We start from the raw sequence: 21549 nt of genomic DNA, 5'->3' as shown, positions 1-21549 counted from the left end.
GGATAAGAAGAATGAAGAATACGACTTTTGCAGCAAAAATGATGATAGGCGCGGCCAGTCTGCTGTTCGCCGCCAGCGCCTCGGCCAGCGCGCTCGAACAATTCAAGACCTTTGCCGCCGGCACCAAGTCGGCCAGGGGCGAGTTCACCCAGCACCAGGTCAAGAAGGCAGACTCGAAAACGAAGGTATCGACGCCCGCCAGCGGCACGTTTGAATTTGCCCGTCCAGGCAAGTTCATCTGGATGTACACCAAGCCCTACGAACAATTGCTGCAAGCCGATGGCACGCAGCTGTATATTTACGACAAGGACTTGAGCCAGGTGACGATCAAGAAACTGGGCGACGCGCTGGGCTCTTCGCCGGCCGCCATCTTGTTTGGCAGCAATGACCTGGAAAAGAATTTCACCCTGGCCGAAGCGGGCACGCGCGATGGCCTGGAATGGCTGAAGGCGACGCCGAAGGCCAAGGACACGACCTTTGATGAAATCAGCATCGGCCTGCGCAATGGCGTGCCCGAAGCGATGGAGTTGCGCGACTCGTTTGGTCAGACCTCGGTATTGGCGTTCAAGAATTTCCAGAAGAACCCGAACCTGCCAGCCGACCATTTCAAATTCGTCGTGCCCAAGGGCGCCGATGTGATTAATAACTAAGTTCATCACACTTGTTTTTGACCGGCCTCGCACTGTGCGGGGCCTTTGTTTTCTTACCCGGTAACCATGATGGCGGATCTCTTTTCCACCGAACCACGCCAGCCGCTGGCCGAGGCCTTGCGGCCGAAAACCCTGACCGAAGTCATCGGCCAGACGCATTTGCTGGGCGTCGGCAAGCCGCTGCGCCTGGCCTTCGAGGCGGGTAAAGCCCATTCCATGATCCTGTGGGGCCCGCCCGGCGTGGGCAAGACCACCCTGGCGCGCCTGATGGCAAACGCTTTTGACAGCGAATTCATTGCCCTGTCAGCCGTGTTTGCCGGCGTGAAAGATATCCGCGCAGCCATGGATCAGGCCCGCCACAGCCTGGACCAGTTCGGCAAGCACACTTTGCTGTTTGTCGATGAAATCCACCGCTTCAACAAATCGCAGCAGGACGCCTTGCTGCCGTTTGTGGAATCGGGCCTGGTGACGTTTATCGGTGCGACCACCGAAAACCCCAGCTTTGAAGTGAATTCGGCCTTGCTGTCGCGCGCGCAAGTGTATGTGCTCAAGTCGCTCAATGAAGAGGAAATGCAGCAGTTGCTGGCCAAGGCGCAAAGCACCGCCTTGCAGCATCTGCATTTTGACGAGGCCGCCACCGATACCCTGATCGGCTACGCGGATGGCGATGCGCGGCGTTTCCTCAATTTGCTGGAACAAGCCGATACGGCCGCCAGCTCGACCGGCACGACCCAGATCGATGCGGCATTCGTCGACAATGCACTGACGTTGAACTCGCGCCGCTTCGACAAGGGCGGCGACAATTTTTATGACCAGATCTCGGCCCTGCATAAATCCGTGCGCGGCTCGAACCCGGACGCGGCCCTGTACTGGTTTTGCCGCATGATCGATGGCGGCGCCGACCCGCGCTATCTGTCGCGCCGCATCGTGCGCATGGCCTGGGAGGATATCGGCCTGGCCGACCCGCGCGCCTTGACCATGGCCAATGATGCAGCCGAAACCTATGAACGCCTGGGTTCGCCGGAAGGCGAGCTGGCGCTGGGCCAAGCCGTGATTTACCTGGCGATCGCCGCGAAAAGCAATGCCGGCTACAACGCTTTTAATACGGCCATGGCGTTCGTCAAGAAAGACAAGTCCAAGGAAGTGCCGGTGCACTTGCGCAATGCGCCGACCAAGCTGATGAAGGAGCTGGGCTATGGCCACGCCTACCGCTACGCGCACGATGAACCCGATGCGTATGCGGCTGGCGAAACCTACTTCCCGGACGGCATGGCGGAACCGGGCTGGTACCAGCCCGTGCCGCGTGGCCTGGAAAGCAAGATCGCCGACAAGCTGGCGTGGCTGCGTGAACTGGACCGGAAAGCCGGAAAAGGCTGAGGCTACAAACCCAGCAAGATAAAGCCGTCGTCCTGCGGCGCGTAGCCTACCAGCTGGCGCGTCGCTGCTATCGACAGTCGTTTATAGCGGTTGTCCGATACGCCGTGCACCACGTGGTAGCCGGGCGGCACGTCCGCCGCCACGCAGCGGGCCAGCAGTTGCACTACGTCGCGTTCGCTGATGAAGGCGGCAATGTCGCGTGCGCTGTGCTGTTGACCTTGCTCAAAGCGCGCCACATTGGCGATGCGCACGGCTATCGTCGTGATGCCGAACTGATGGGCGAAGGCCGAGGCCACGCCTTCGCCGAAGGCCTTGCTGGCGCCATACATATTCGCCGGCCGCGCTGGCATGTTTTCCTGCACTTGCACATCGAGCGGATAGCCTTCGATGGCTTGCGCGCTGCTGGCAAACACCACCCGCTTGACGCCTTGCGCCTGCGCCGCGCGGAAGATGTTGTGCGTGCCGATAATATTGGGCTGCAGCAACTGCGTGTCGAAATCGGCGCTGGCGTGGGGGATGCCGGCCAGGTGCAGCACCACGTCGATGCCGGCGCAGGCGGCCAGGCAGGCAGCGTAATCGCCGACATCCAACGAGACCACCGGGCAGGGCGCTTCAGCTAGCTTGCCTGTGTGCAGGTCGGCCAGGCGCAGGGAAAACTCCCCGTGCCGGCTCTGCCAGAAAACGCTGCCGATGACGCCGGCGGCGCCCGTGACGAGAACGCGTAGTGGTGTTTGAGTCATGTGTTCCTTGTTGTGGTGAGAGATAGCCAGACAGCCATAGCATAGATTCTCGCTCGATGAAATGGAATAGCTGTGCCTCAATGGCTGTTTTCGTTCCAGTGCCCCATTTTTACCGTTCGCTCCGTGTTTTTCGCCGCTGGTCGCAATCCGGTGGTGTTGTGCCTGTGCGCTGGCTAAAGTAGCACCATACCAGCAACATTCGCAGCAGCACTCAACGACGCAAATAACCAGGAGCCACACCATGAACGCACTGAAAAACATCGAAATCGCCTTTGTCGCCGCCGCCGTGATCGCCATCGGCGCCAGCTTCGTCACAGCCCATGCCAATACGCTGGAAGTGAGTGCAACGTCGGCGGTGATCGCCAAGGCGGCAGACGTCCAGATGCCGGTCGTGACCGTCAGCGCCCGCCGCCTGAGCGCCGCTGAAAAAGCTGCCCTGATCTGATTGTTCGGGTAGCAAGACTCTCAGGAGTGCCTGTATGCCGCTGCCATGACGATGGCCGGGCCGGCGCAAAACTCCTAAAACATGTGGTCGTGTCTTGGTACAATGGTGTTTTCGATACATCGGCACCGACACCCACCCATGATAGATATTCAACTTCTCCGTAAAGACATCGCTACCGTTGCAGCTCGTCTGGCGACGCGTAAATTCCAGCTCGATGTAGACGGTTTCAACGCCCTCGAAGCAGAGCGCAAGGCGATCCAGACCCGCACCGAAGAACTGCAGGGCAAGCGCAACGCGCTGTCCAAGCAAATCGGCATGTTGAAAGGCAAGGGCGAAGATACCTCGGCCGTGATGGCGCAAGTTGCCGGCCTGGGCGATGAGCTGAAAGCCGATGAAGCGGCATTGACCGTGCTGCAAGCCAAGCTGAGCGACTTCACCATGGCCCTGCCCAACCTGCCGCACGAATCGGTGCCGGTGGGTGCGGATGAAACGGGTAACGTGGAAGTACGCAAGGTTGGCACGCCACGCAGCTTCGACTTCGAAGTCAAGGATCACGTCGACGTGGGTGCTCCGCTGGGCCTCGATTTCGAAGTGGCCACCAAGCTGACCGGTTCGCGCTTCTCCGTCATGAAGGGCGGCATCGCCCGTCTGCACCGCGCGCTGGCGCAATTCATGCTCAATACGCATGCCGACGAGCATGGCTACACGGAATGCTACACACCGTATATGGTCAATGCCGACTCGCTGCGCGGCACGAGCCAGTTGCCGAAATTTGAAGCCGATTTGTTCTCGGTGAAAAAAGGCGGCGCGGAAGGCGAGGGCGAAACCTTCTACCTGATCCCGACCTCGGAAGTGACGCTGACCAATATCGCCCGCGATGAAATCCTGGCGCTGGACCAGTTGCCCCTGAAAATGACGGCCCACACGCCATGCTTCCGCTCGGAAGCAGGCAGCTATGGCCGCGACACGCGCGGCATGATACGCCAGCACCAGTTCGACAAGGTCGAGATGGTGCAAGTGGTGCATCCCGACACCTCGTACGCCGTGCTGGAAGAAATGGTCGGCCACGCCGAAGTCATTTTGCAACGCCTGGGCCTGCCATACCGCGTGATGTCGCTGTGCACGGGCGACATGGGCTTTGCCGCCACCAAGACCTTCGACCTGGAAGTCTGGCTGCCAGCGCAAAATACCTACCGCGAAATCTCCTCGCTGTCGAACTGCGAAGCCTTCCAGTCCCGCCGCATGCAAGCGCGCTTCCGCAACGCCGCCGGCAAACCGGAACTGGCCCACACCCTGAACGGCTCCGGCCTGGCAGTCGGTCGCACCCTGGTAGCCGTGCTGGAAAACTACCAGCAAGCCGACGGCAGCGTAGAGATCCCGCCAGTGCTGCGTCCTTACATGGGCGGCCTGACGCATCTGAAAGCGTAAAAGGTATAAAAAGTTACTTTCTTTTTTTCTGCGGGCTGCTATAATCTTGCCTTCTCGCAGCGATGTGAGAAAAGACCGCAGCAAATGGAGAGGTGGCAGAGTGGTCGAATGTACTTGACTCGAAATCAAGCGTACGTTAAATCGTACCGTGGGTTCGAATCCCACCCTCTCCGCCAGAACAAATAAAAGAAGCTCCCGCGAGGGAGCTTCTTTTATTTGTGCCGGCGCAGAGGAGCACGCCCCCTGCGGGGCGTGCGGGGCGCCAAGGCGGCCGAGTTCGAAGCCCTGCGCATATTTGCGCAGGGCTCTCCGAATCGCCCATTCAGGTTTGCGCTTTTAAAAGCGCAATTAATCAGAGTCAAAATCACCACCAAACCCCTACCCAAAGCAACATCCCCCATGCTAGAATAGCGCCTCGTTCAAACGGCACCGTCCATTTAAGCGAAGACCGCAGCACGCAGTAAAGGAGAGGTGGCAGAGTGGTCGAATGTACTTGACTCGAAATCAAGCGTACGTTAAATCGTACCGTGGGTTCGAATCCCACCCTCTCCGCCAAAACAAGTAAAGAAGCTCCCTGATGGGAGCTTTTTTCATTTCTGCAAAAACATAAAAAATCAGTTGGCGCTTCCTCCAGGTAGAAAAACCGCCCAAAGCGCGCAGCGCAAGGCGTTTTTTCCTCCATTCAAGCTTTAAAAGCCACCCCAATCAATGCACCAGTTTCGCCACCGCAAACGCCACCCCTGACAAAGCAATCATCGTTCCCACACACGACAAGATCACAGCCGACTTCGCTTCCGCCACATCAGACTTGCTCGCATAGTTAGACCGTATCACCGCCACATCCAGTTGAAGGCTGTTCACATCAATTTTCAAGTGTCTAACATCGAACTTTAATTCAGTCACGTCCACTTTTAATCCAACTACATCCGCCTTCAACTCAGCAACGTCCGATTTCAGCTCCGCAACATCCGTCTTCAGCTCCGCAACATCCGCCTTCAGCTCCGAAACATCCGATTTCAACTCCGCAACATCCACCTTCAACCCCGAAACATCCACCTTCAACCCCGAAACATCCACCTTCAACCCCACAACATCCGATTTCAGCTCAGAGATATCCTCTTTCATGACGGACAGATCATTCTTCACCTCAACTACATCCACCTTCAAGCCAGCGACATCAAGCCTCACACTCGCCATATCTTTTGCCAATATGCTGTCTTGATCACCCATGACAGTATCCTCCTCGCTATCTTGATCGTCCTCGCTTTTCTCCAGGCTGTCAAACACTGTCCCGAAGGTATCGTGCATGAAGCGGCTAGTCGCCGCCAGGCGCTCTGCCAGCGTCATGGCGCGCAGGACATCAATCGATGGTTGCTCTGCTGCCGTCCTTAATTCAGTCACGATCTGTTCGCTCAAACTTGCCGTCACACGCAGCCAGGCATGGACCTTGCGGCGTCGTGCCTGTTGCGCCGAGGTGCCGGAAGCTGCGGCTAACTGGTTCACCTTATGCATGCTTCTCATGATGCTTCCTCCCGGGCCAGGACAGCGCATTAGCTCTCGCTCTATCAAGCTAGTCCTTGCGCCGGCGCCGGCCTTGACCCCGCTCAGCACGATGGCAATCTGAGCCAGCTTTATCTTCGCCCGCTGCCTAAGCAAGGCCCTCGCTTGCCATCAGCCATGCCGAAGCCATGTCCGCCGGGCAGGCCGCCGGGGGCGCTGTCAGGCCAGAGGCGTATCACTTGCTGCTGTTCTTGACGGGAATGGTTGTTCATTACCGCTTTCTCTGTACGTAAGTGACAGCCGGAAGGCGGCTGTCCGGTCCTGTGCTGCCTGGATGTCAGACTTGCGCGTAGCCGCCGTCGGCGAACACTTCACCGCCGGTCATGAAGCTGCTGTCGTCGGAGGCGAGGAAGAGGGCGGCGGCGGCGATTTCGTCGGCCCCTCCCATGCGTCCCAGTGGCACGCCTGCGACCAGTCCCGCTATCAAGGCGTCTTGCTGGCCGGAGCGGGCCAGGCCATTGAGCAAGCCCGGCGTGGCGGTCGGCCCCGGCGACAACACGTTGACGCGGATGCCCGTGCCCTTCAAATCCAAAGCCCAGCTTCTGGCCAGATTGCGCACCGCAGCCTTGGAGGCGCTGTAGACGCTGAAGGCGGGCGAGCCCATGGAGCCGGTCGTCGAGCCGGTCAGGATAATGGCGCCGCCAGCCGTCATCAGCGGCAATGCTTTTTGTACGGTGAACAGGGTGCCCTTGACGTTCACGCTGAAGATATGGTCGAACGAAGCCTCGCTGATGGCGCCCAGGGCTTGCACGTCGCCCAGCCCTGCATTGGCGAACAGGATGTCGATGCGTCCCTTGATGCTGTTTACCGTGGCGTACACGCGGTCCAGCTCAGCGATTTGGGCGACGTCGCCCTGGATGGCGATGGCGCCATGGCCGATCGCTGTCAGCGCCTTGTCCAGTTCTTCCTGGCGCCGGCCGACGATGACGACTTCTGCGCCCTCGGCGGCAAAGCGTTTGGCGGCGGCCAGGCCGATACCGCTGCTGCCACCTGTAATCAATGCAATTTTTCCGTTTAACCTCAACATGGTCTGACTCCTGAATGAATGAAGGAGGCCAGCATAGACCTGAACAAATAAAAAGTATAGTATGCACCTTTTGGTAAGTGCCTATGCTGAATAGGGCGCTCAATATGCTGATGGAGTGGGAATGACAAAAATAACGTTTAACTGCGGTCTCGATGCGGCGCTGGTGATCCTGGGCGGAAAATGGAAACCCTTGATACTGTTTCATCTGGCGCACGGTGTGCATCGTTATGGCGAACTGCGGCGCGCCGTGGGGCGTGTCAGCGACAAGGTACTGATCCAGCAATTGAAGGAATTGCAGCTCGATGAAGTGGTCGAGCGTATCGATTTCCAGGAGATACCACCCAAGGTGGAATATTCGCTCACGCCGTTTGGGCGCTCGCTGGCCAGGGCGCTGGCGCCGCTGTGTGTATGGGGCACCGAAAACATGCAGGAAGTGGAGCGCATCACCGTGCGGCGGCAAACCACGCGTGATGCCGGGCTGGCTTGATCCTGCCGGCACTATGGTAATCTGATCCCGTTCTACTGTCCCAACTTCCCGACGATAAGCGTGCAATGAGCCGATACTGGAGTGCCGTGGTAAGCGGCCTTACCCCCTATGTGCCAGGCGAGCAGCCGAAACTGCCCGGCCTGGTGAAACTCAATACCAATGAGAATCCCTACGGCCCGTCGCCACAGGTGCTGGCCGCGTTGCGCGCTGCGGCGGCCGACACCTTGCGGCTGTATCCTGATCCTTCCGCCAGCGAGCTCAAGCAAACGCTGGCCGAGTATCACGGTGTCAGCAGCGCGGAAGTGTTTGTCGGCAATGGTTCCGATGAAGTGCTGGCGCTGGTGTTCATGGCCTTGCTCAAGCACGACGCGCCGCTGCTGTTTCCAGACATCAGCTACAGTTTTTATCCCGTGTATTGCAAGCTGTATGGCATCGATTACCGCACCGTGCCGCTCGACGAGCAGCTGCGTTTGCGTCCCGAGGATTATGCCGGGCCGTGCGGCGCCATCATCTTTCCGAATCCAAACGCGCCCACTGGCATCGGCCTGGGCCTGGCTGGCGTGGAGAGCATCTTGCAGGCCCATCCCGAGGCGGTGGTTGTCGTTGACGAAGCCTATGTGGATTTCGGCGGCGCCAGCGCCGTCGCCCTGATCGCTGCGTATCCGAACTTGCTGGTGGTGCAGACCCTGTCGAAATCGCGTTCGCTGGCCGGTTTGCGCGTGGGTTTTGCGCTCGGTCATCCCGACTTGATCGAGGCGCTGGAGCGGGTCAAGAACAGTTTCAACTCCTATCCGCTGGACCGCTTGTCGCTGGCCGGCGCCGTGGCGTCCTTCCGCGACGAAACGTATTTCCAGCAGATGCGCCAGGCCGTGATCGACAGCCGGGAACAGCTGGCGTTGGAACTGGCCAGCCTGGGCTTCGAGGTCTTGCCATCGCAGGCCAACTTTATTTTTGCCCGCCATCCGCAGCATGATGCGGCGCAACTGGCGGCAGGCCTGCGCGCGCGTTCCGTGATCGTGCGCCACTTCAACGCGCCGCGCATCAGCCAGTTTCTGCGTATCAGCATCGGCAGTCCGGATGAATGCGCGGCCCTGGTGCGGGCTTTGCGCGAATTGATGTAAGTGAGATCAGCGTTGACGGCGCCGGCGGGCGATCAAGCCCAGCAAGCCCATGCCGCCCAAAAGCATGGCGTAGCCTGACGGTTCAGGAACGGCAGGGATGACGGCCGCCGCCGACAGATGCAAGTCGTTGACGGTGGGCCAGATGCTGTTGTCGGTGTCGTTGTTCTTGAAGCGCAGCGTCGCGATGGCATCGCTGGAAATGAAGCCGATAAACGAGGACTGCGTCGGCAAGAGCAGCTGGTAGCTCAATACTTCTCCCAGCACATTGCTGGCGATTAAGGTGCTGCCCGCGCTGCTGGCGTAATCGCCGAAAATATCCGAGCCGAAGAAGAAACCGCCTACGCCGCGCACCGTGCTGGAAAAATTGGAAAACACGATACTGTCGCCGGGTGCGTTGCTGCCCAGCCAAAGGTCGTCCCCGTTGCCTGCACCATACAGTAGCGGTGATGATCCGCTAGTCGTGACGGTGTAGCTGTACGCACCGGCCGTACGATTGAGTGGCGTGTTGATTGTGTCGATAGGCAAGTTGTCGTACGTGTCGACGGCGGTGGCGCTGACGGCCGCCAGATACGCGGCCTGGCTGGTGTACACGGTAATGCCTGCCTGGGTGCTACCTGCCGCGAACAGCAGAGTAGTCAATATCAAGGCCTTTAGTTGGGAGATGGCAGTTTGCAAGATCGCCTCCTTGGCGTGGATGGGCTGGCAGATAGGGAGAAATGTAAGTTTTTGTTACCAAATCAATATAATATTGTGTGGCAATAAATGCAAGATGAAATTGCATTTGATTAATTTGTTGCTTTTATGACTGAAGTGTTGGCGGCAGCGTCTGGCCCGCCTCTGCCGGCAAGCGTCCGTTTGTGTGACAATAATCGGATTCTTTCATCGACAGGACGGACAATATGGCAAAAGTGGCATTCATCGGCTTGGGCGTCATGGGCTTTCCCATGGCTGGCCATCTGGCGGCGGGCGGGCATGAGGTGACGGTGTATAACCGCAATCCGGCGCGCGCCGCAGCCTGGCTGGGGCAGCATCAGGGCAAGAGCGCCGCCACGCCGGCTGCAGCCGCTGCCGGGGCGCAATTCGTGTTCACCTGCATCGGCAATGACAATGATCTGTACCAGGTCATCCTGGAAGAGGGTGGCTTGCTGTCCAGCATGGCGCCCGGCAGCGTGCTGATCGACCATACCACCGCCTCGGCTGAAGCGGCCCGCACGATTCACGCGGCGGCCAGGGAAAAGGGCGTGTTCTTCCTCGACGCGCCCGTGTCCGGCGGCCAGGCTGGCGCCGAGAACGGCAAGCTGACGGTGATGGTGGGCGGCGATGAAGAAGCGTATGTCCGCGCCGAGGCCGTGATCGCCCTGTTTGCGCGGGCCGTCACGTATATGGGCGTCTCGGGTTCTGGGCAGCTGACCAAGATGGTCAACCAGATCTGTATCGCCGGCCTGGTGCAGGCGCTCAGCGAAGGCATCGCCTTTGCCGAGAATGCGGGCCTTGATGCTGGCCGCGTGGTCGATGTGATCGCCAAGGGTGCGGCCCAGTCGTGGCAGCTGGAAAACCGCGGCAAGACCATGATCGAGCGCCAATTCGATTTCGGTTTTGCGGTCGACCTGATGCGCAAGGACCTGGGCATCTGCATTGCCGAAGCCAGGCGCAACGGCAGCGACTTGCCCGTGACGGAGCTGACGGACCAGTTCTACAGCGAAGTACAGCAAGCGGGCGGCAACCGTTACGACACGTCCAGCCTGATTACTCGTCTGAATAAAAAGAAATAATGTAACTGTCCTCATCTCGTCCAAAAACGGCGCGTCCCTGCCCAGGGCCGCGCCGTTTGTCGTTTACGCGCGCTAGATACTAATGGTTACCGAAGACATTAATTCTGACTGGAAATCTGTTTCCAAGTCTCACTATCACCAGCGGTATTTTGCAATCAAAAATACAATCATAATTTTCAAAATTGCAACAAAGTGTGCATATTGAATCGATGGTATTTATTACAATTAGTTAGCTGGATGATCAGACTTCTGATTTCTGGTATATGAGCAAGAGCGCCTTCCGGTTCTTGCGCAGCCCATGACTTTTTCCTGATAAATTGGAGCTATCGATGCAAAAATCTATTTACGCCCTGGCAACGGCCCTCGTACTCGCCTTGAGCGCCCCACAAGCTGTGCTGGCAGCCCCGCACGACGAGGTGTACACCCAGACCTTCAACGTGGAGCGCGCCTTGAGCGGCACCAACTGGAGCGACACACTGAGCCTGACCAAGTTCGACAGCAATCTGGGCTTCTTGCAATCGATTACGTTTTCCCTGGTTGGCCAGGTGCAAGGTACGGGCAAGGCGGAAAGCCTCGATGTCAGTGCCTCCGACGTGACCCTGAGCCTGTCATCGCTGCTGACCTTGTATCGTCCCGACAATTCCGTGCTGGTAGTCGCCAATCCTATCTTCAGCGAAACGTTTGCGCTGAGCGCTTTTGACGGCACGATCGACTTTGCGGGTACCTCGGGCGCCAGCACCGGCTTGCGCAGCAGCAGCGGTTCCAACAGTTTCATCAGCCGTAGTAGCAGCGACTTCGGCCTGTTCTCGTCCGATGGCGGCGGCTTCATCAACCTGGGCCTGAATGCCCTCGGCGCTTCAAACGGCAGTGGTTCCGGCAATTTGCTGACCCAGTTTGAAACGGCTGCGGCCGGCCGCTTGACGGTAACTTACGAGTACATCTCGGCCGTCCCCGAGCCGGAAACCTATGTGATGATGCTGACCGGCCTGGCGCTGGCCGGCGTGATGGCGCGCCGCCGCAAGGCCGCCAAGGCGCATCTCGCCTGACGTCCGCATCGATACGGCGGGCGCAACCCGTCCGCCGTATCGGCCTTTATTGTCTTCTTTCTTGCCCTCTTGGGCAGGTCTCTTCCCTGGCTTGCCCCGCTAGCAATTTCCTTCTGCATTCAGCGCTCCCTCCACGTAAGCAAATGTGAACTTTTCCTTACCATGCGCCGGCAGCCAGTTGTAGCAGATACCGGCCACGCCGTAGTTGAAGAAGGCGCCGCCCGAGATTCGCGTGCAGCAGGGCAATGTACCGGCGGTCATCGTGGGCGATACCACGCGTATCAGGGTACAAAGTTTGCGCGTGACGTCGCCGCCGCTGTTTGCGGAAAGCGAACTGATCGCAGCGACGGGCTTTGTGCCAGGCAGCGAGCTGAGCCTGACTGACTTGCGTGCGATGGCAACGAAGATTGCCGACTATTACCATACGCGCGGTTATTTCCTGGCACAGGCTTATTTGCCTGCGCAAGACATCAAGGATGGCGTGGTCAATATCGCAGTATTGCCTGGCCAGTATGGCAAGGTGACGGTGCGCAATGCCAGCCGCTTGTCCGATGGCCTGGCCAACACCATCTTGACAGGCCTCGATGGCCAGATCATCGCTACCGAACCACTCGAGCGGCGCTTGCTGCTGCTGTCCGACATGCCTGGCGTGCAGGCCTCGTCTACGCTGGCGCCAGGCGAAAGCCTGGGTACGTCCGACCTGATCGTCGACTTGCAGCCCGGCGCGCGCGTCAACGGCAGCGTCGACGCGGATAACCAGGGCAATCGCTACACGGGCCGCAACCGCATCGGCGCCACCGTCAACGTGACGGAACTGGCCGGCATCGGCGACGTGGCCACCGTCCGCGCTTTCACCTCGGCCGATGGCTTGAACTATGTGCGCGGCGCCTACCAGGGGCAGATCGGCGCGGCGCGCCTGGGCGCCGCCTACACGTATATGGATTACCGTCTGGGCAACTTATCGGCCAACGGCAAGGTGTTTATCGTCAACCCGAACGGCATCCTGTTCGGCCAGGGCGCCTCCATCAATACGGCGGGCCTGGTGGCCTCGACCTTGGATATTTCCAATAGCGACTTCATGTCGGGCAAGTACCAATTCAGTGGTAATGGCACCGGCAAGGTCTTGAACCAGGGCAGTATCAGCGCGCCCGGTGGTTACGTTGCCTTGCTGGGCGCCAATGTGTCGAACCAAGGCACGATACAGGCACGCCTGGGTTCGGTTGCGCTGGCGGCTGGCCGCGCCATCACGCTGGACGTGGCTGGCGACGGCTTGCTCAACGTGGCGATCAACGAAGGCGCGGTCGGCGCGCTGGTCAATAATGGCGGCTTGATCAAAGCCGATGGCGGCAACGTGCTGCTGAGCGCGCAGGCGGCCGGAGACTTGCTGAAAACCGTGGTCAACAACACGGGCATCATTGAGGCGCATAGCATCGACACGCGCGGCGGCACCATCAAACTGCTGGGCGACATGCAAAGCGGCACGGTGAACGCGGCCGGCACCCTGGACGCCAGCGCCCCCACGGGGGGCAATGGCGGCTTTATCGATACCTCGGCCGCGCACGTCAAGCTCGACGATGGCTTGAAAGTGACCACGGCGGCGGCCAAGGGCCTGGCCGGCACCTGGCTGATCGATCCGACCGACTACAATATTGCCGCGTCCGGTGGCGACCAGACGGGCGCCTTCTTCAGCAATGCGCTCAAATCGAGCAATGTGCAGATCCAGAGCGTGTCGGGCGGCAGCGGCACGCAGGGCAATATCAACGTCAACGACACGATTTCCTGGTCCGCCAACAAGCTGACCCTGACGGCGCAAAACAATATCAATATCAACAAGACGATAAGCGGCAGCGGCACGGCCAGCCTGGCGCTGGAGTATGGCCAGCAAGCGGTCGCGGCCGGCAATAGCAGCACCTACAATATCGCCTCGTCAGTGACGGTGGATCTACCTACTGGTAATAACTTCAGTACCAAGCTGGGCAGTGACGGCGGCGTGACCGCCTATAAGGTCATCAACAGCCTGGGCGCGGTCAACAGCACGACGGGCAATGACTTGCAAGGGATTAATGGCGCGTTGGGCGGAAATTATGTATTGGGCAGCAATATCGATGCGCGTGCGACGTCCGGCTGGAACAGCGGCGCCGGATTTTCACCCATCGGCCATGGCAATACGCCGCTCGGCACCAACAACGCCACGCCGTTTACCGGCCAGTTCGACGGCCTGGGCCATGTCATTAGCGGCTTGACGATCAACCGCCCGAACGCCTCTGTCGGGTTGTTCGGCGTGATAGGCAGCGGGGCGACGGTCAGCAACCTGGGATTGGTGGGGGCAGCATGACCACTGCGTCGCCGAATTTTTTGGGCGCCTATGCGACCGTTGGCATGCTGGTCGGCGTCAATCGGGGCAAAGTCAATAATGTGTATGCCACTGGCGCAGTCAATGGCAGCGGCTATACGCATATCGGCGGCCTGGCGGGAGAGAATTATGGCTCGATCAGCAATAGCCGGTCCGGGGGCGCGGTGGTGCTCGGCGGTTATTACGGGGCAGGCGGGCTGGTCGGCTATAACCAGGCGGGCGGCTTGATCAGTAATAGCTCTGCCAGTGGGGCCGTGTCCGCTTCCGAGGGGCAAGCCGGTGGCCTGGTCTATTTCAATATCGGCACGATCAGCAATAGCTTCGCCACCGGCGCAGTGACGGCCGGACAGAGCGCTGGCGGCCTGGTGGCGCAAAACCGCAATGTCGGGATCATCCAGTACAGCTTTGCGACGGGTAGCGTCAGCGGCAACAACTCGGTCGGCGGCCTGGTCGGCTGGAACGACGCTGCATCGAAGATCAATAACAGTTATGCCACCGGCGCCATTACCGGGAGCAATGGCCCATCTCAGAATATCGGTGGGCTGGTCGGGAAGAACGCGAGCGGTGCGCAAGTGAACAACAGTTATGCGACCGGCGCGGTGAGCGGCACTAGCGCAGTTGGCGGCGTGGCCGGGCTTAACGACGGTGGCGGCACCTTGAGCAATGTCTACGCGAGCGGGCAGGTGACGGGCAGCAGCAATGTAGGCGGCGTCATCGGCCAGAACAGTAACTCATCGCTGAGCAACGGTTATTTCAACAGCACGCTTAATCCCACGCGCAGCCTGGTCGGTATCGCTAGTGGCAGCGGCACCGGTACCGGTGGAGGCAGCGGTCTGACGGCCGTGCAAATGAAGACGGCATCCAACTTCGCCGGTTTTACCTTCACCACGACACCTGGCGCGACCGGCAACAACTGGGTGATGGTCAATACCGATGGCAGCTTCAACAGCACCACGGGGACGGGCGCCACCTTGCCGATGCTGGCCTCGGAATGGTCGAACACGATTAGCTCGGCGCACCAGCTGCAATTGATGGGCATGAGTTTGACTGCCCAATATGTGCTGGCCAACGATATCGCTGCGGCGACCACCGCCAGCAGTACCCTGGACGTATGGAATGGCGGCAGCTTCATTCCCGTTGGCGCGAGTGGCGCCACGCCGTTCGCCGGCAGGTTCGATGGTGCGGGGCATACCATTTATGGCCTGGTGGTCAACCGTTCCGGCATCGATTACGCCGGCCTGTTTGGCGCCACCGCCAGCAGCGCATACATCGCTAATGTGGGGTTGGAGGGGGGTAGTATTACCGGCAAGAATTATACGGGCGCCCTGGTGGGCAGTAACGCCGGTACTGTCAACGGTAGTTTCAGCACGGTCAGCGTGACTGGCGCTTCCCAGGTGGGTGGCCTGGTGGGCTACAGTTCCGGCACTGTCAGCAATAATTATGCCTCCGGCGCCGTGAGCGGCACGGATAGTAGTGGTGGCCTGGTGGGCGCCAACGCTGGCACGCTGACCAACAACTATGCCAATGGCGTCGTCAGCGGTACCAGCAATGCCGGTGGGCTGGCGGGCACCAATAGCGGTGCGTCCAGCGGTAATTTCTGGGATAGCAGCGCCAGCGGCAAGGCCAGCAGCGCAACCGGCACAGGCTTGAGCACGGCGCAACTGAAAACCCTGTCCATCTTCAGCGCGGCCGGCTGGGACCTGGGCGGTACCTGGATCGTGTATGACGGCAATAGCACGCCCTTGCTGCGCTCATTCATGACGCCGTTGTATGTCAATTTCAATGGGACGGCCAGCAAGACCTATGATGGCACCAATAGCTGGACGGCGCCCACGTATACCTATTCCACCGTGACCGATAGCCGGCTGCAGGGAACCTTGAACTATGGCGCGGCGGGTAGCGCCATCAACGCCGGCACGTATGCCATTACGGCGGGCGGCCTGTATTCGGGCCAGCATGGCTACGTTATCAGCAATAATGCCGCCACCCTGACGATTGCACAGCTCGGGGTGACCCTGGGCGGCGCTACGGTGATCAACCGCGCTTATGATGGCACGACCAACGCCAGCTTGAGCGGAGGCAGTTTGACCGGCGTGCTGGCCCAGGATCTCGGCAGCGTGCAGTTCAATACGGGTGTGTTTGCCAGCCAGAATGCCGGTAACGGCATCGCGGTGACCGCAGTGGTAACTGGCAGCGCGGGCGGCAATTATGTGATCACGGCGTCCGGCTCACTGACCGGCAATATCACGCCCAAAGCCTTGACCGTGAGTGGCTTGTCCGTCGCCAGCAAACAGTATGACGGCAATACCGGTGCCACTTTTACGGGCGGCAGCTTGAATGGCCTGGTCGGCAATGAAACACTGAGTCTGGCTAACCTGGCCGGCACGTACGCGGATGCGAACGCCGGTACAGGCAAGGCCGTGGCAGTCAATCCGAACACCTTGAGCAATGGCACTGGCCTGGCCAGTAACTATACGCTGACTGCACCGACCGGCATTGTCGGCGCGATCACGCCCAGGGTATTGACGATTTCTGGCATGACGGCTGCTAATAAAACCTATGACGCCACGACGGATGCCTTCTTGTCCGGTGGTTCCTTGAGCAATCTGGTCAATGGTGAAACGCTGGGTTTCAGCGGCAGCACGGGTGTCTTCAGCGACAAAAATGCCGGCAATGGCAAGTCGGTGACCGTCAGTGGCACCACCTTGCAGAACGGTACTGGTCTCGCTAGTAATTATACGATCAGCAATCCTGCAAATGTCACTGCCAACATCAGCAAGGCGACTGTCAGCAGCGTGAGCGGTATTCTGGCTGGCAACAAGGTCTATGACGGCACTGTTGCCGCCAGCCTGAACGCGGCGGGCGCGTCATTTGCCGGCATGGTGGGTGGCGACAACCTGACGGTATCGAGCGCCAGCGGCAGCTTCAGCGACAAGAACGCCGGCAATGGCAAGACGGTCAATATCAGCGGTCTCGCGCTCGGTGGAGCGGATGCGGGTAACTATAACCTGAGCAATACCACCGCCAGCAGCACCGCCGATATCAGCAAGGCAAGCATTACCGGCGTGAGCGGCCTGGTGGCTGGCAACAAGGTGTATGACGGCACGGCGGCGGCCAGCCTGAACACGGCAGGAGCGTCGTTTGCCGGCATGGTGGGCGGCGACAACTTGACGGTGTCGAATGCCAGCGGCAGCTTCAGCGACAAGAATGCCGGCAATGGCAAAGCCGTCAATGTCAGCGGTATCGTGCTGGGCGGCACGGACGCTGGCAACTACAACCTGGCCAGCGATACGGCCAGCAGCGTAGCCAACATCAGTGCCAAGACACTGACCCTGACTGGCTTGAGCGGCAATAAGGTCTACGATGGCACGGTCAATGCGACCCTTGCCGGAGGCACGCTCAATGGCCTGGTTGGTCTGGAAACACTGGGCTTGAGCGTCCAAAGCAGTTACAACGACAAGAACGTGGGAACCAACAAGCCCATTTCAGTCAACGGCGTGACCTTGAGCGATGGCACCGGCCTGGCCAGCAACTATACGGTGGCTGCGCCTGCTGGCGTGACGGGCACTATCACGAAAGCCACGATCAGCAGCGTCACCGGTTTGACCGCCCTGGACAACAATGGCAAGATTGCCGGCGATGACTTGCAATTGTTCAGTGCCAGCGGCGCGTTCATGGATAAAAACGTGGGCAGCAACAAGACCGTCAATATCGCGGGGATTACCCTGAGTGGCAGCGACCTGGGTAACTATAATTTCATCAACAACACGGCGACGGCGACAGCCAGTATCACGCCGAAGGCCGTTACCTTGTCGGGCGTCACGGCAGGCAATAAAGTCTACGATGGCACGACAGCGGCGGTGTTGTCGGGTGGTAATCTGATTGGCGTGGTCAGCGGTGAAACCCTGAGTTTCAGTGGCGGTGTTGCTACCTTCAGCGACAAGAATGCCGGCGTGGGCAAGGTCGTCACGATCAGCGGTACGGTCTTGCAGGATGGAACGGGTTTGGCCAGCAATTACAGCTTCACCAGCCCGGGTAATGTCACCGCCGATATCAGCAAGGCGACCATCAGCAGCGTGACGAACGTGGGCGTCAACAATAAGACCTACGATGGTTCGGATATAGCCACGCTCAATGGCGCAGGGACTTTCAATGGCATGGTGAGCGGCGACAGCCTGATGGTGGCCGGCAACGGCGCATTTGGTGACAAGAATGCAGGCGCCGGCAAGACGGTGGCGGTTACCGGCCTTACCTTGAGCGGCACCGATGCGGGCAATTACAACCTGGCTATTACCAAGGGCAGTACGACCGCCGATATCACGCAGAAGGCTCTGACGGTGACTGGCGCGACGGCGGCGGACAAAACTTACGATGGCACCTCAACGGCCACCCTTTCCGGCGGTTCCCTGACTGGCATGGTGAGTGGTGAAACGCTGGTCTTGACCGGCGCCAGTGGCGAGTTCAGCGACAAGAATGCGGGTAACGGCAAAGTTGTCACTGTCACTGGTGGCAACCTCGGCAACGGTAGCGGCTTGGCCAGCAATTACACCATCGGCAGTTCCGCTGCCGGGACGGCCAATATCACGCCGAAAACCTTGACGGTGACGGGCGTGACGGCAACGAACAAGATTTATGACGGCTTGCTGCAGGCAGTGTTGTCGGGCGGCAGCTTGAGCGGCCTGGTTGGTAATGAAGCGCTGACCCTGGATTTGTCTGGCCAGACGGGCACTTTTGCCAGCAAGAATGTGGGCAATAACATTGCTATCGACGTGACGGGTGCGGTGATTACGAACGGCACGGGCTTGGTGAGCAACTATGCGTTCAGCAATGCCTTCGGCGTGACAGGCAATATCACGCCGAAGGCCTTGACAGTAACGGGTGTGACGGCAATGAACAAGATTTATGACGGCTTGCTGCAGGCAGTGTTGTCGGGCGGTAGCTTGAGCGGGCTGGTTTCCGGGGAAGCGCTGAATCTGGATCTGTCCGGCCAGACGGGCGCTTTTGCCAGCAAGAATGTCGGCAATAACATTGCTGTCAACGTGACGGGGGCGATTGTCACCGATAGTACTGGCTTGGCCAGCAACTACGCGTTCAGCAATGCCAGCGGCGTGACGGCCAATATCACGCCGAAAGCCCTGACGGTTACGGGGGTGACGGCGGCAAACAAGGTGTATGACGGCTCGCTGCAGGCAGCGCTGTCAGGCGGCAGTTTGAGCGGGCTGGTTTCCGGCGAAACGTTGACCCTGAACTTGTCTAACCAGGCCGGTGCTTTTGCCGACAAGAACGCGGGTAGTAGCAAGGTGATCAATGTAACGGGCGCGACGGTCACGGATGGCACGGGTCTGGCCAGCAACTATATATTTAGCAACGCTAGTGGCGTGACCGCCAGCATCACGTCGAAAGCGCTGACAGTGACAGGCCAGGTGGCAGGCAATAAAGTCTACGATGGCAATACGGTGGCGCAATTGATTGGCGGCAGCCTGAGCGGCCTGGTCGGTGATGAAACCTTGGGCATCGCCAGTCAGACCGCCGCCTTCAGCGACAAGAACGCAGCCAATGCCAAGGCGGTGACGGTCAGCGGCACTACCTTGCTCGATGGTTCGGGTGCGGCCAGCAACTACACGGTGACCAACCCGACCGGCTTGACGGCCAGCATCACGCCGAAAGCTGTGACGGTGATTGGCCAGGTGGCAGGCAATAAAGTCTACGACGGCACTGTCGTGGCGCAACTCATCGGTGGCAGCTTGAGCGGGTTGGTGGGCGACGAAACCTTGGGCATCGCCGGTCAGACGGCCAACTTCAGCGACAAGAACGCGGCCAACGCGAAAACCGTGACGGTCAGCGGCACTACCTTGCTCGATGGTTCGGGTGCGGCCAGCAATTACTCGGTGAGCAATCCGACCGGCTTGACAGCTAGCATCACGCCGAAAGCCGTGACGGTGATAGGCCAGGTGGCAGGCAATAAAGTCTACGATGGCAATACGGTGGCGCAACTGATCGGTGGCAGCTTGAGCGGGTTGGTGGGCGATGAAACCTTGGGCATCGGCGGCCAGACGGCAGCTTTCAGCGACAAGAACGCAGCCAATGCAAAAACCGTGACGGTCAGTGGCACCACCTTGCTCGATGGTTCGGGTTCGGCCAGCAATTACTCGGTGAGCAATCCGACCGGCTTGACGGCCAGCATCACGCCGAAAGCTGTGACGGTGATAGGCCAGGTGGCAGGCAACAAGGTCTACGATGGCAATACGGTGGCGCAACTGTCCGGCGGCAGCCTGATTGGCCTGGTGGGCGATGAAACCCTGTCCATCGGCGGCCAGACGGCCAACTTCGGCGACAAGAATGCGGCCAACGCGAAAACCGTGACGGTCAGCGGCACTACCTTGCTGGACGGTTCGGGTTCGGCCAGCAATTACTCGGTGAGCAATCCGACCGGCTTGACAGCCAGCATTACGCCGAAAGCCTTGACGGTGGTGGGGCAGGTAGCGGGTAACAAGGTCTACGATGGCAATACGGCAGCGCGATTGATCGGTGGCAGCCTGAGCGGCCTGGTGGGCAGTGAAACCCTGGCCATCGGTGGACAGACAGCTAGCTTCAGCGACAAGAATGCGGCTAACGCAAAAACCGTGACGGTCAGCGGCACTACCTTGCTCGACGCAGGTAGTGGTACAACGGCGGGTTCTGCCAGCAATTACACGGTGAGCAATCCGACCGGCCTGACGGCCAGCATCACGCCGGCATCCATCAGCGGTGTTTCCGGCATCGTGGCGGCCAACAAGGTGTATGACGGCAGCACGGCGGCCAGCCTGAACCTGTCGGGTGCGAGCTTTAATGGCATGGTGGCCGGCGATGCATTGAGCCTGGCGGGCGGGCCTGTGCGCGGAGCGTTCAGCGACAAAAATGCGGCGACAGGCAAGACCGTGACCATCAGCGGCCTGGGCCTGAGTGGCGCGGATGCGGGCAACTATGTATTGGCCAGCAACCAGGCCAGCACCACGGCCAGTATTTCGCAGGCGGCGCTGACGGTGAAAGTCGATAACGCTGAAAAAGACCAGGGCCGTGTCAATCCTCCGTTCAGCGCCAGCTACAACGGCCTGGTGGCCGGTGATACGCTGGCCAATGAGGTGAGCGGCAACCTGCTGTTCAGCACGCCGGCAACCACGGGTTCTCCTGCAGGCAACTATCTGGTGTCGGCATCGGGCCAGGCGTCGAATAACTACGCCTTGAACTATGTTGACGGCGTACTCAAAGTCAATCCGACGGAAGCGCTGCAAAGCGCGATAGCGAGCGTGATTGCAACTATCGCCGTGGCGCCGTCGCAGGGCAATATGGTGCAAGCCGACATGATCGCCAGCGGAGATACGGGGCCGGCCGCGCCAGGCGCTACTGCAGAGAAACATGCCGATAGCAACGCGCCTGTGGTGCAACTGTCTGGCAATGTCATCAGCAATGTCTTGCCCGGCTTGCGCCTGAGTGTGGTGAACAACGGCTTGCGCCTGCCGATTGACGTTGCTGCGGGCGTAAGCCAGGATAGCCAATAGCGTTG

General features: G+C 59.6%; 14 protein-coding genes and 2 tRNA genes. 12 read left to right on the top strand and 4 right to left on the bottom strand.

Features of this window, described 5'->3' with window-relative positions; genetic code table 11:
• Positions 1-11 precede the first annotated feature (11 nt).
• Positions 12-650, top strand: a complete 639-nt coding sequence (gene lolA / locus HDE72_RS16905) for an outer membrane lipoprotein chaperone LolA (protein WP_183743017.1) — start codon at positions 12-14, stop codon at positions 648-650.
• A gap of 69 nt (positions 651-719) precedes the next feature.
• Positions 720-2027, top strand: a complete 1308-nt coding sequence (locus tag HDE72_RS16900; protein ID WP_183743160.1) for a replication-associated recombination protein A — start codon at positions 720-722, stop codon at positions 2025-2027.
• A gap of 2 nt (positions 2028-2029) precedes the next feature.
• On the opposite strand, the gene HDE72_RS16895 is transcribed toward HDE72_RS16900, so the two are convergent.
• On the bottom strand, positions 2030-2767 hold the full coding sequence (locus tag HDE72_RS16895) for an NAD-dependent epimerase/dehydratase family protein (protein ID WP_183743015.1): 738 nt from the start codon (positions 2765-2767) through the stop codon (positions 2030-2032).
• A gap of 241 nt (positions 2768-3008) precedes the next feature.
• On the opposite strand from HDE72_RS16895, the gene HDE72_RS16890 reads away from it, so the two are divergent.
• The 4 genes from HDE72_RS16890 to HDE72_RS16875 all read left to right on the top strand — a co-directional run bounded on the left by HDE72_RS16890 (position 3009) and on the right by HDE72_RS16875 (position 5195).
• Positions 3009-3212, top strand: a complete 204-nt coding sequence (locus HDE72_RS16890; protein ID WP_183743013.1) for a hypothetical protein — start codon at positions 3009-3011, stop codon at positions 3210-3212.
• Between the two features lie 138 nt (positions 3213-3350).
• Positions 3351-4640, top strand: a complete 1290-nt coding sequence (serS, locus tag HDE72_RS16885; protein ID WP_183743011.1) for a serine--tRNA ligase — start codon at positions 3351-3353, stop codon at positions 4638-4640.
• 86 nt (positions 4641-4726) lie between these two features.
• Positions 4727-4816, top strand: a tRNA-Ser gene (locus HDE72_RS16880).
• A gap of 289 nt (positions 4817-5105) precedes the next feature.
• Positions 5106-5195 (top strand) — tRNA-Ser (locus HDE72_RS16875).
• Between the two features lie 150 nt (positions 5196-5345).
• On the opposite strand, the gene HDE72_RS16870 is transcribed toward HDE72_RS16875, so the two are convergent.
• Positions 5346-6152 carry a hypothetical protein gene (locus HDE72_RS16870; protein WP_183743009.1) on the bottom strand — a complete coding sequence of 269 codons (807 nt, stop codon included), beginning with the start codon at positions 6150-6152 and terminating at the stop codon, positions 5346-5348.
• Between the two features lie 325 nt (positions 6153-6477).
• A complete protein-coding gene (locus HDE72_RS16865) occupies positions 6478-7227 on the bottom strand; it encodes an SDR family NAD(P)-dependent oxidoreductase (RefSeq protein ID WP_183743007.1) in 750 nt (249 codons plus the stop codon).
• Between the two features lie 121 nt (positions 7228-7348).
• On the opposite strand from HDE72_RS16865, the gene HDE72_RS16860 reads away from it, so the two are divergent.
• Both HDE72_RS16860 and hisC read left to right on the top strand, forming a co-directional pair.
• Positions 7349-7714, top strand: coding sequence for a winged helix-turn-helix transcriptional regulator (locus HDE72_RS16860; protein ID WP_183743005.1), 366 nt, complete (start codon positions 7349-7351; stop codon positions 7712-7714).
• Positions 7715-7779: 65 nt separating this feature from the next.
• Complete coding sequence (gene hisC, locus HDE72_RS16855; RefSeq protein WP_183743003.1) at positions 7780-8835, top strand: histidinol-phosphate transaminase; 1056 nt, start codon at positions 7780-7782, stop codon at positions 8833-8835.
• Between the two features lie 6 nt (positions 8836-8841).
• Here the strand turns inward: hisC and HDE72_RS16850 are convergent, their stop codons facing one another.
• Positions 8842-9510, bottom strand: a complete 669-nt coding sequence (locus tag HDE72_RS16850) for a PEP-CTERM sorting domain-containing protein (RefSeq protein WP_221291301.1) — start codon at positions 9508-9510, stop codon at positions 8842-8844.
• A 224-nt stretch (positions 9511-9734) separates the two neighbouring features.
• On the opposite strand from HDE72_RS16850, the gene HDE72_RS16845 reads away from it, so the two are divergent.
• The 4 genes from HDE72_RS16845 to HDE72_RS16830 all read left to right on the top strand — a co-directional run bounded on the left by HDE72_RS16845 (position 9735) and on the right by HDE72_RS16830 (position 21544).
• Positions 9735-10607: an NAD(P)-dependent oxidoreductase gene (locus HDE72_RS16845; protein WP_183743001.1), complete on the top strand. Its 873-nt coding sequence runs from the start codon at positions 9735-9737 to the stop codon at positions 10605-10607.
• A 329-nt stretch (positions 10608-10936) separates the two neighbouring features.
• Positions 10937-11653 carry a choice-of-anchor E domain-containing protein gene (locus HDE72_RS27795; RefSeq protein ID WP_260176755.1) on the top strand — a complete coding sequence of 239 codons (717 nt, stop codon included), beginning with the start codon at positions 10937-10939 and terminating at the stop codon, positions 11651-11653.
• Positions 11654-11858: 205 nt separating this feature from the next.
• Positions 11859-13988 (top strand): two-partner secretion domain-containing protein, encoded by a 2130-nt coding sequence (locus tag HDE72_RS16835; protein WP_183742999.1) that lies wholly within the window; start codon positions 11859-11861, stop codon positions 13986-13988.
• Complete coding sequence (locus HDE72_RS16830; protein WP_183742997.1) at positions 13985-21544, top strand: YDG domain-containing protein; 7560 nt, start codon at positions 13985-13987, stop codon at positions 21542-21544. Before HDE72_RS16835 ends, HDE72_RS16830 begins: the two co-directional genes overlap by 4 nt.
• Positions 21545-21549: the final 5 nt, after the last annotated feature.

The organism is Janthinobacterium saanense (assembly GCF_014200675.1).
Lineage (GTDB): Bacteria > Pseudomonadota > Gammaproteobacteria > Burkholderiales > Burkholderiaceae_D > Janthinobacterium.
Note: the sequence above shows the minus strand (reverse complement) of the source record. Positions and strands in the feature narration are given on the sequence as shown.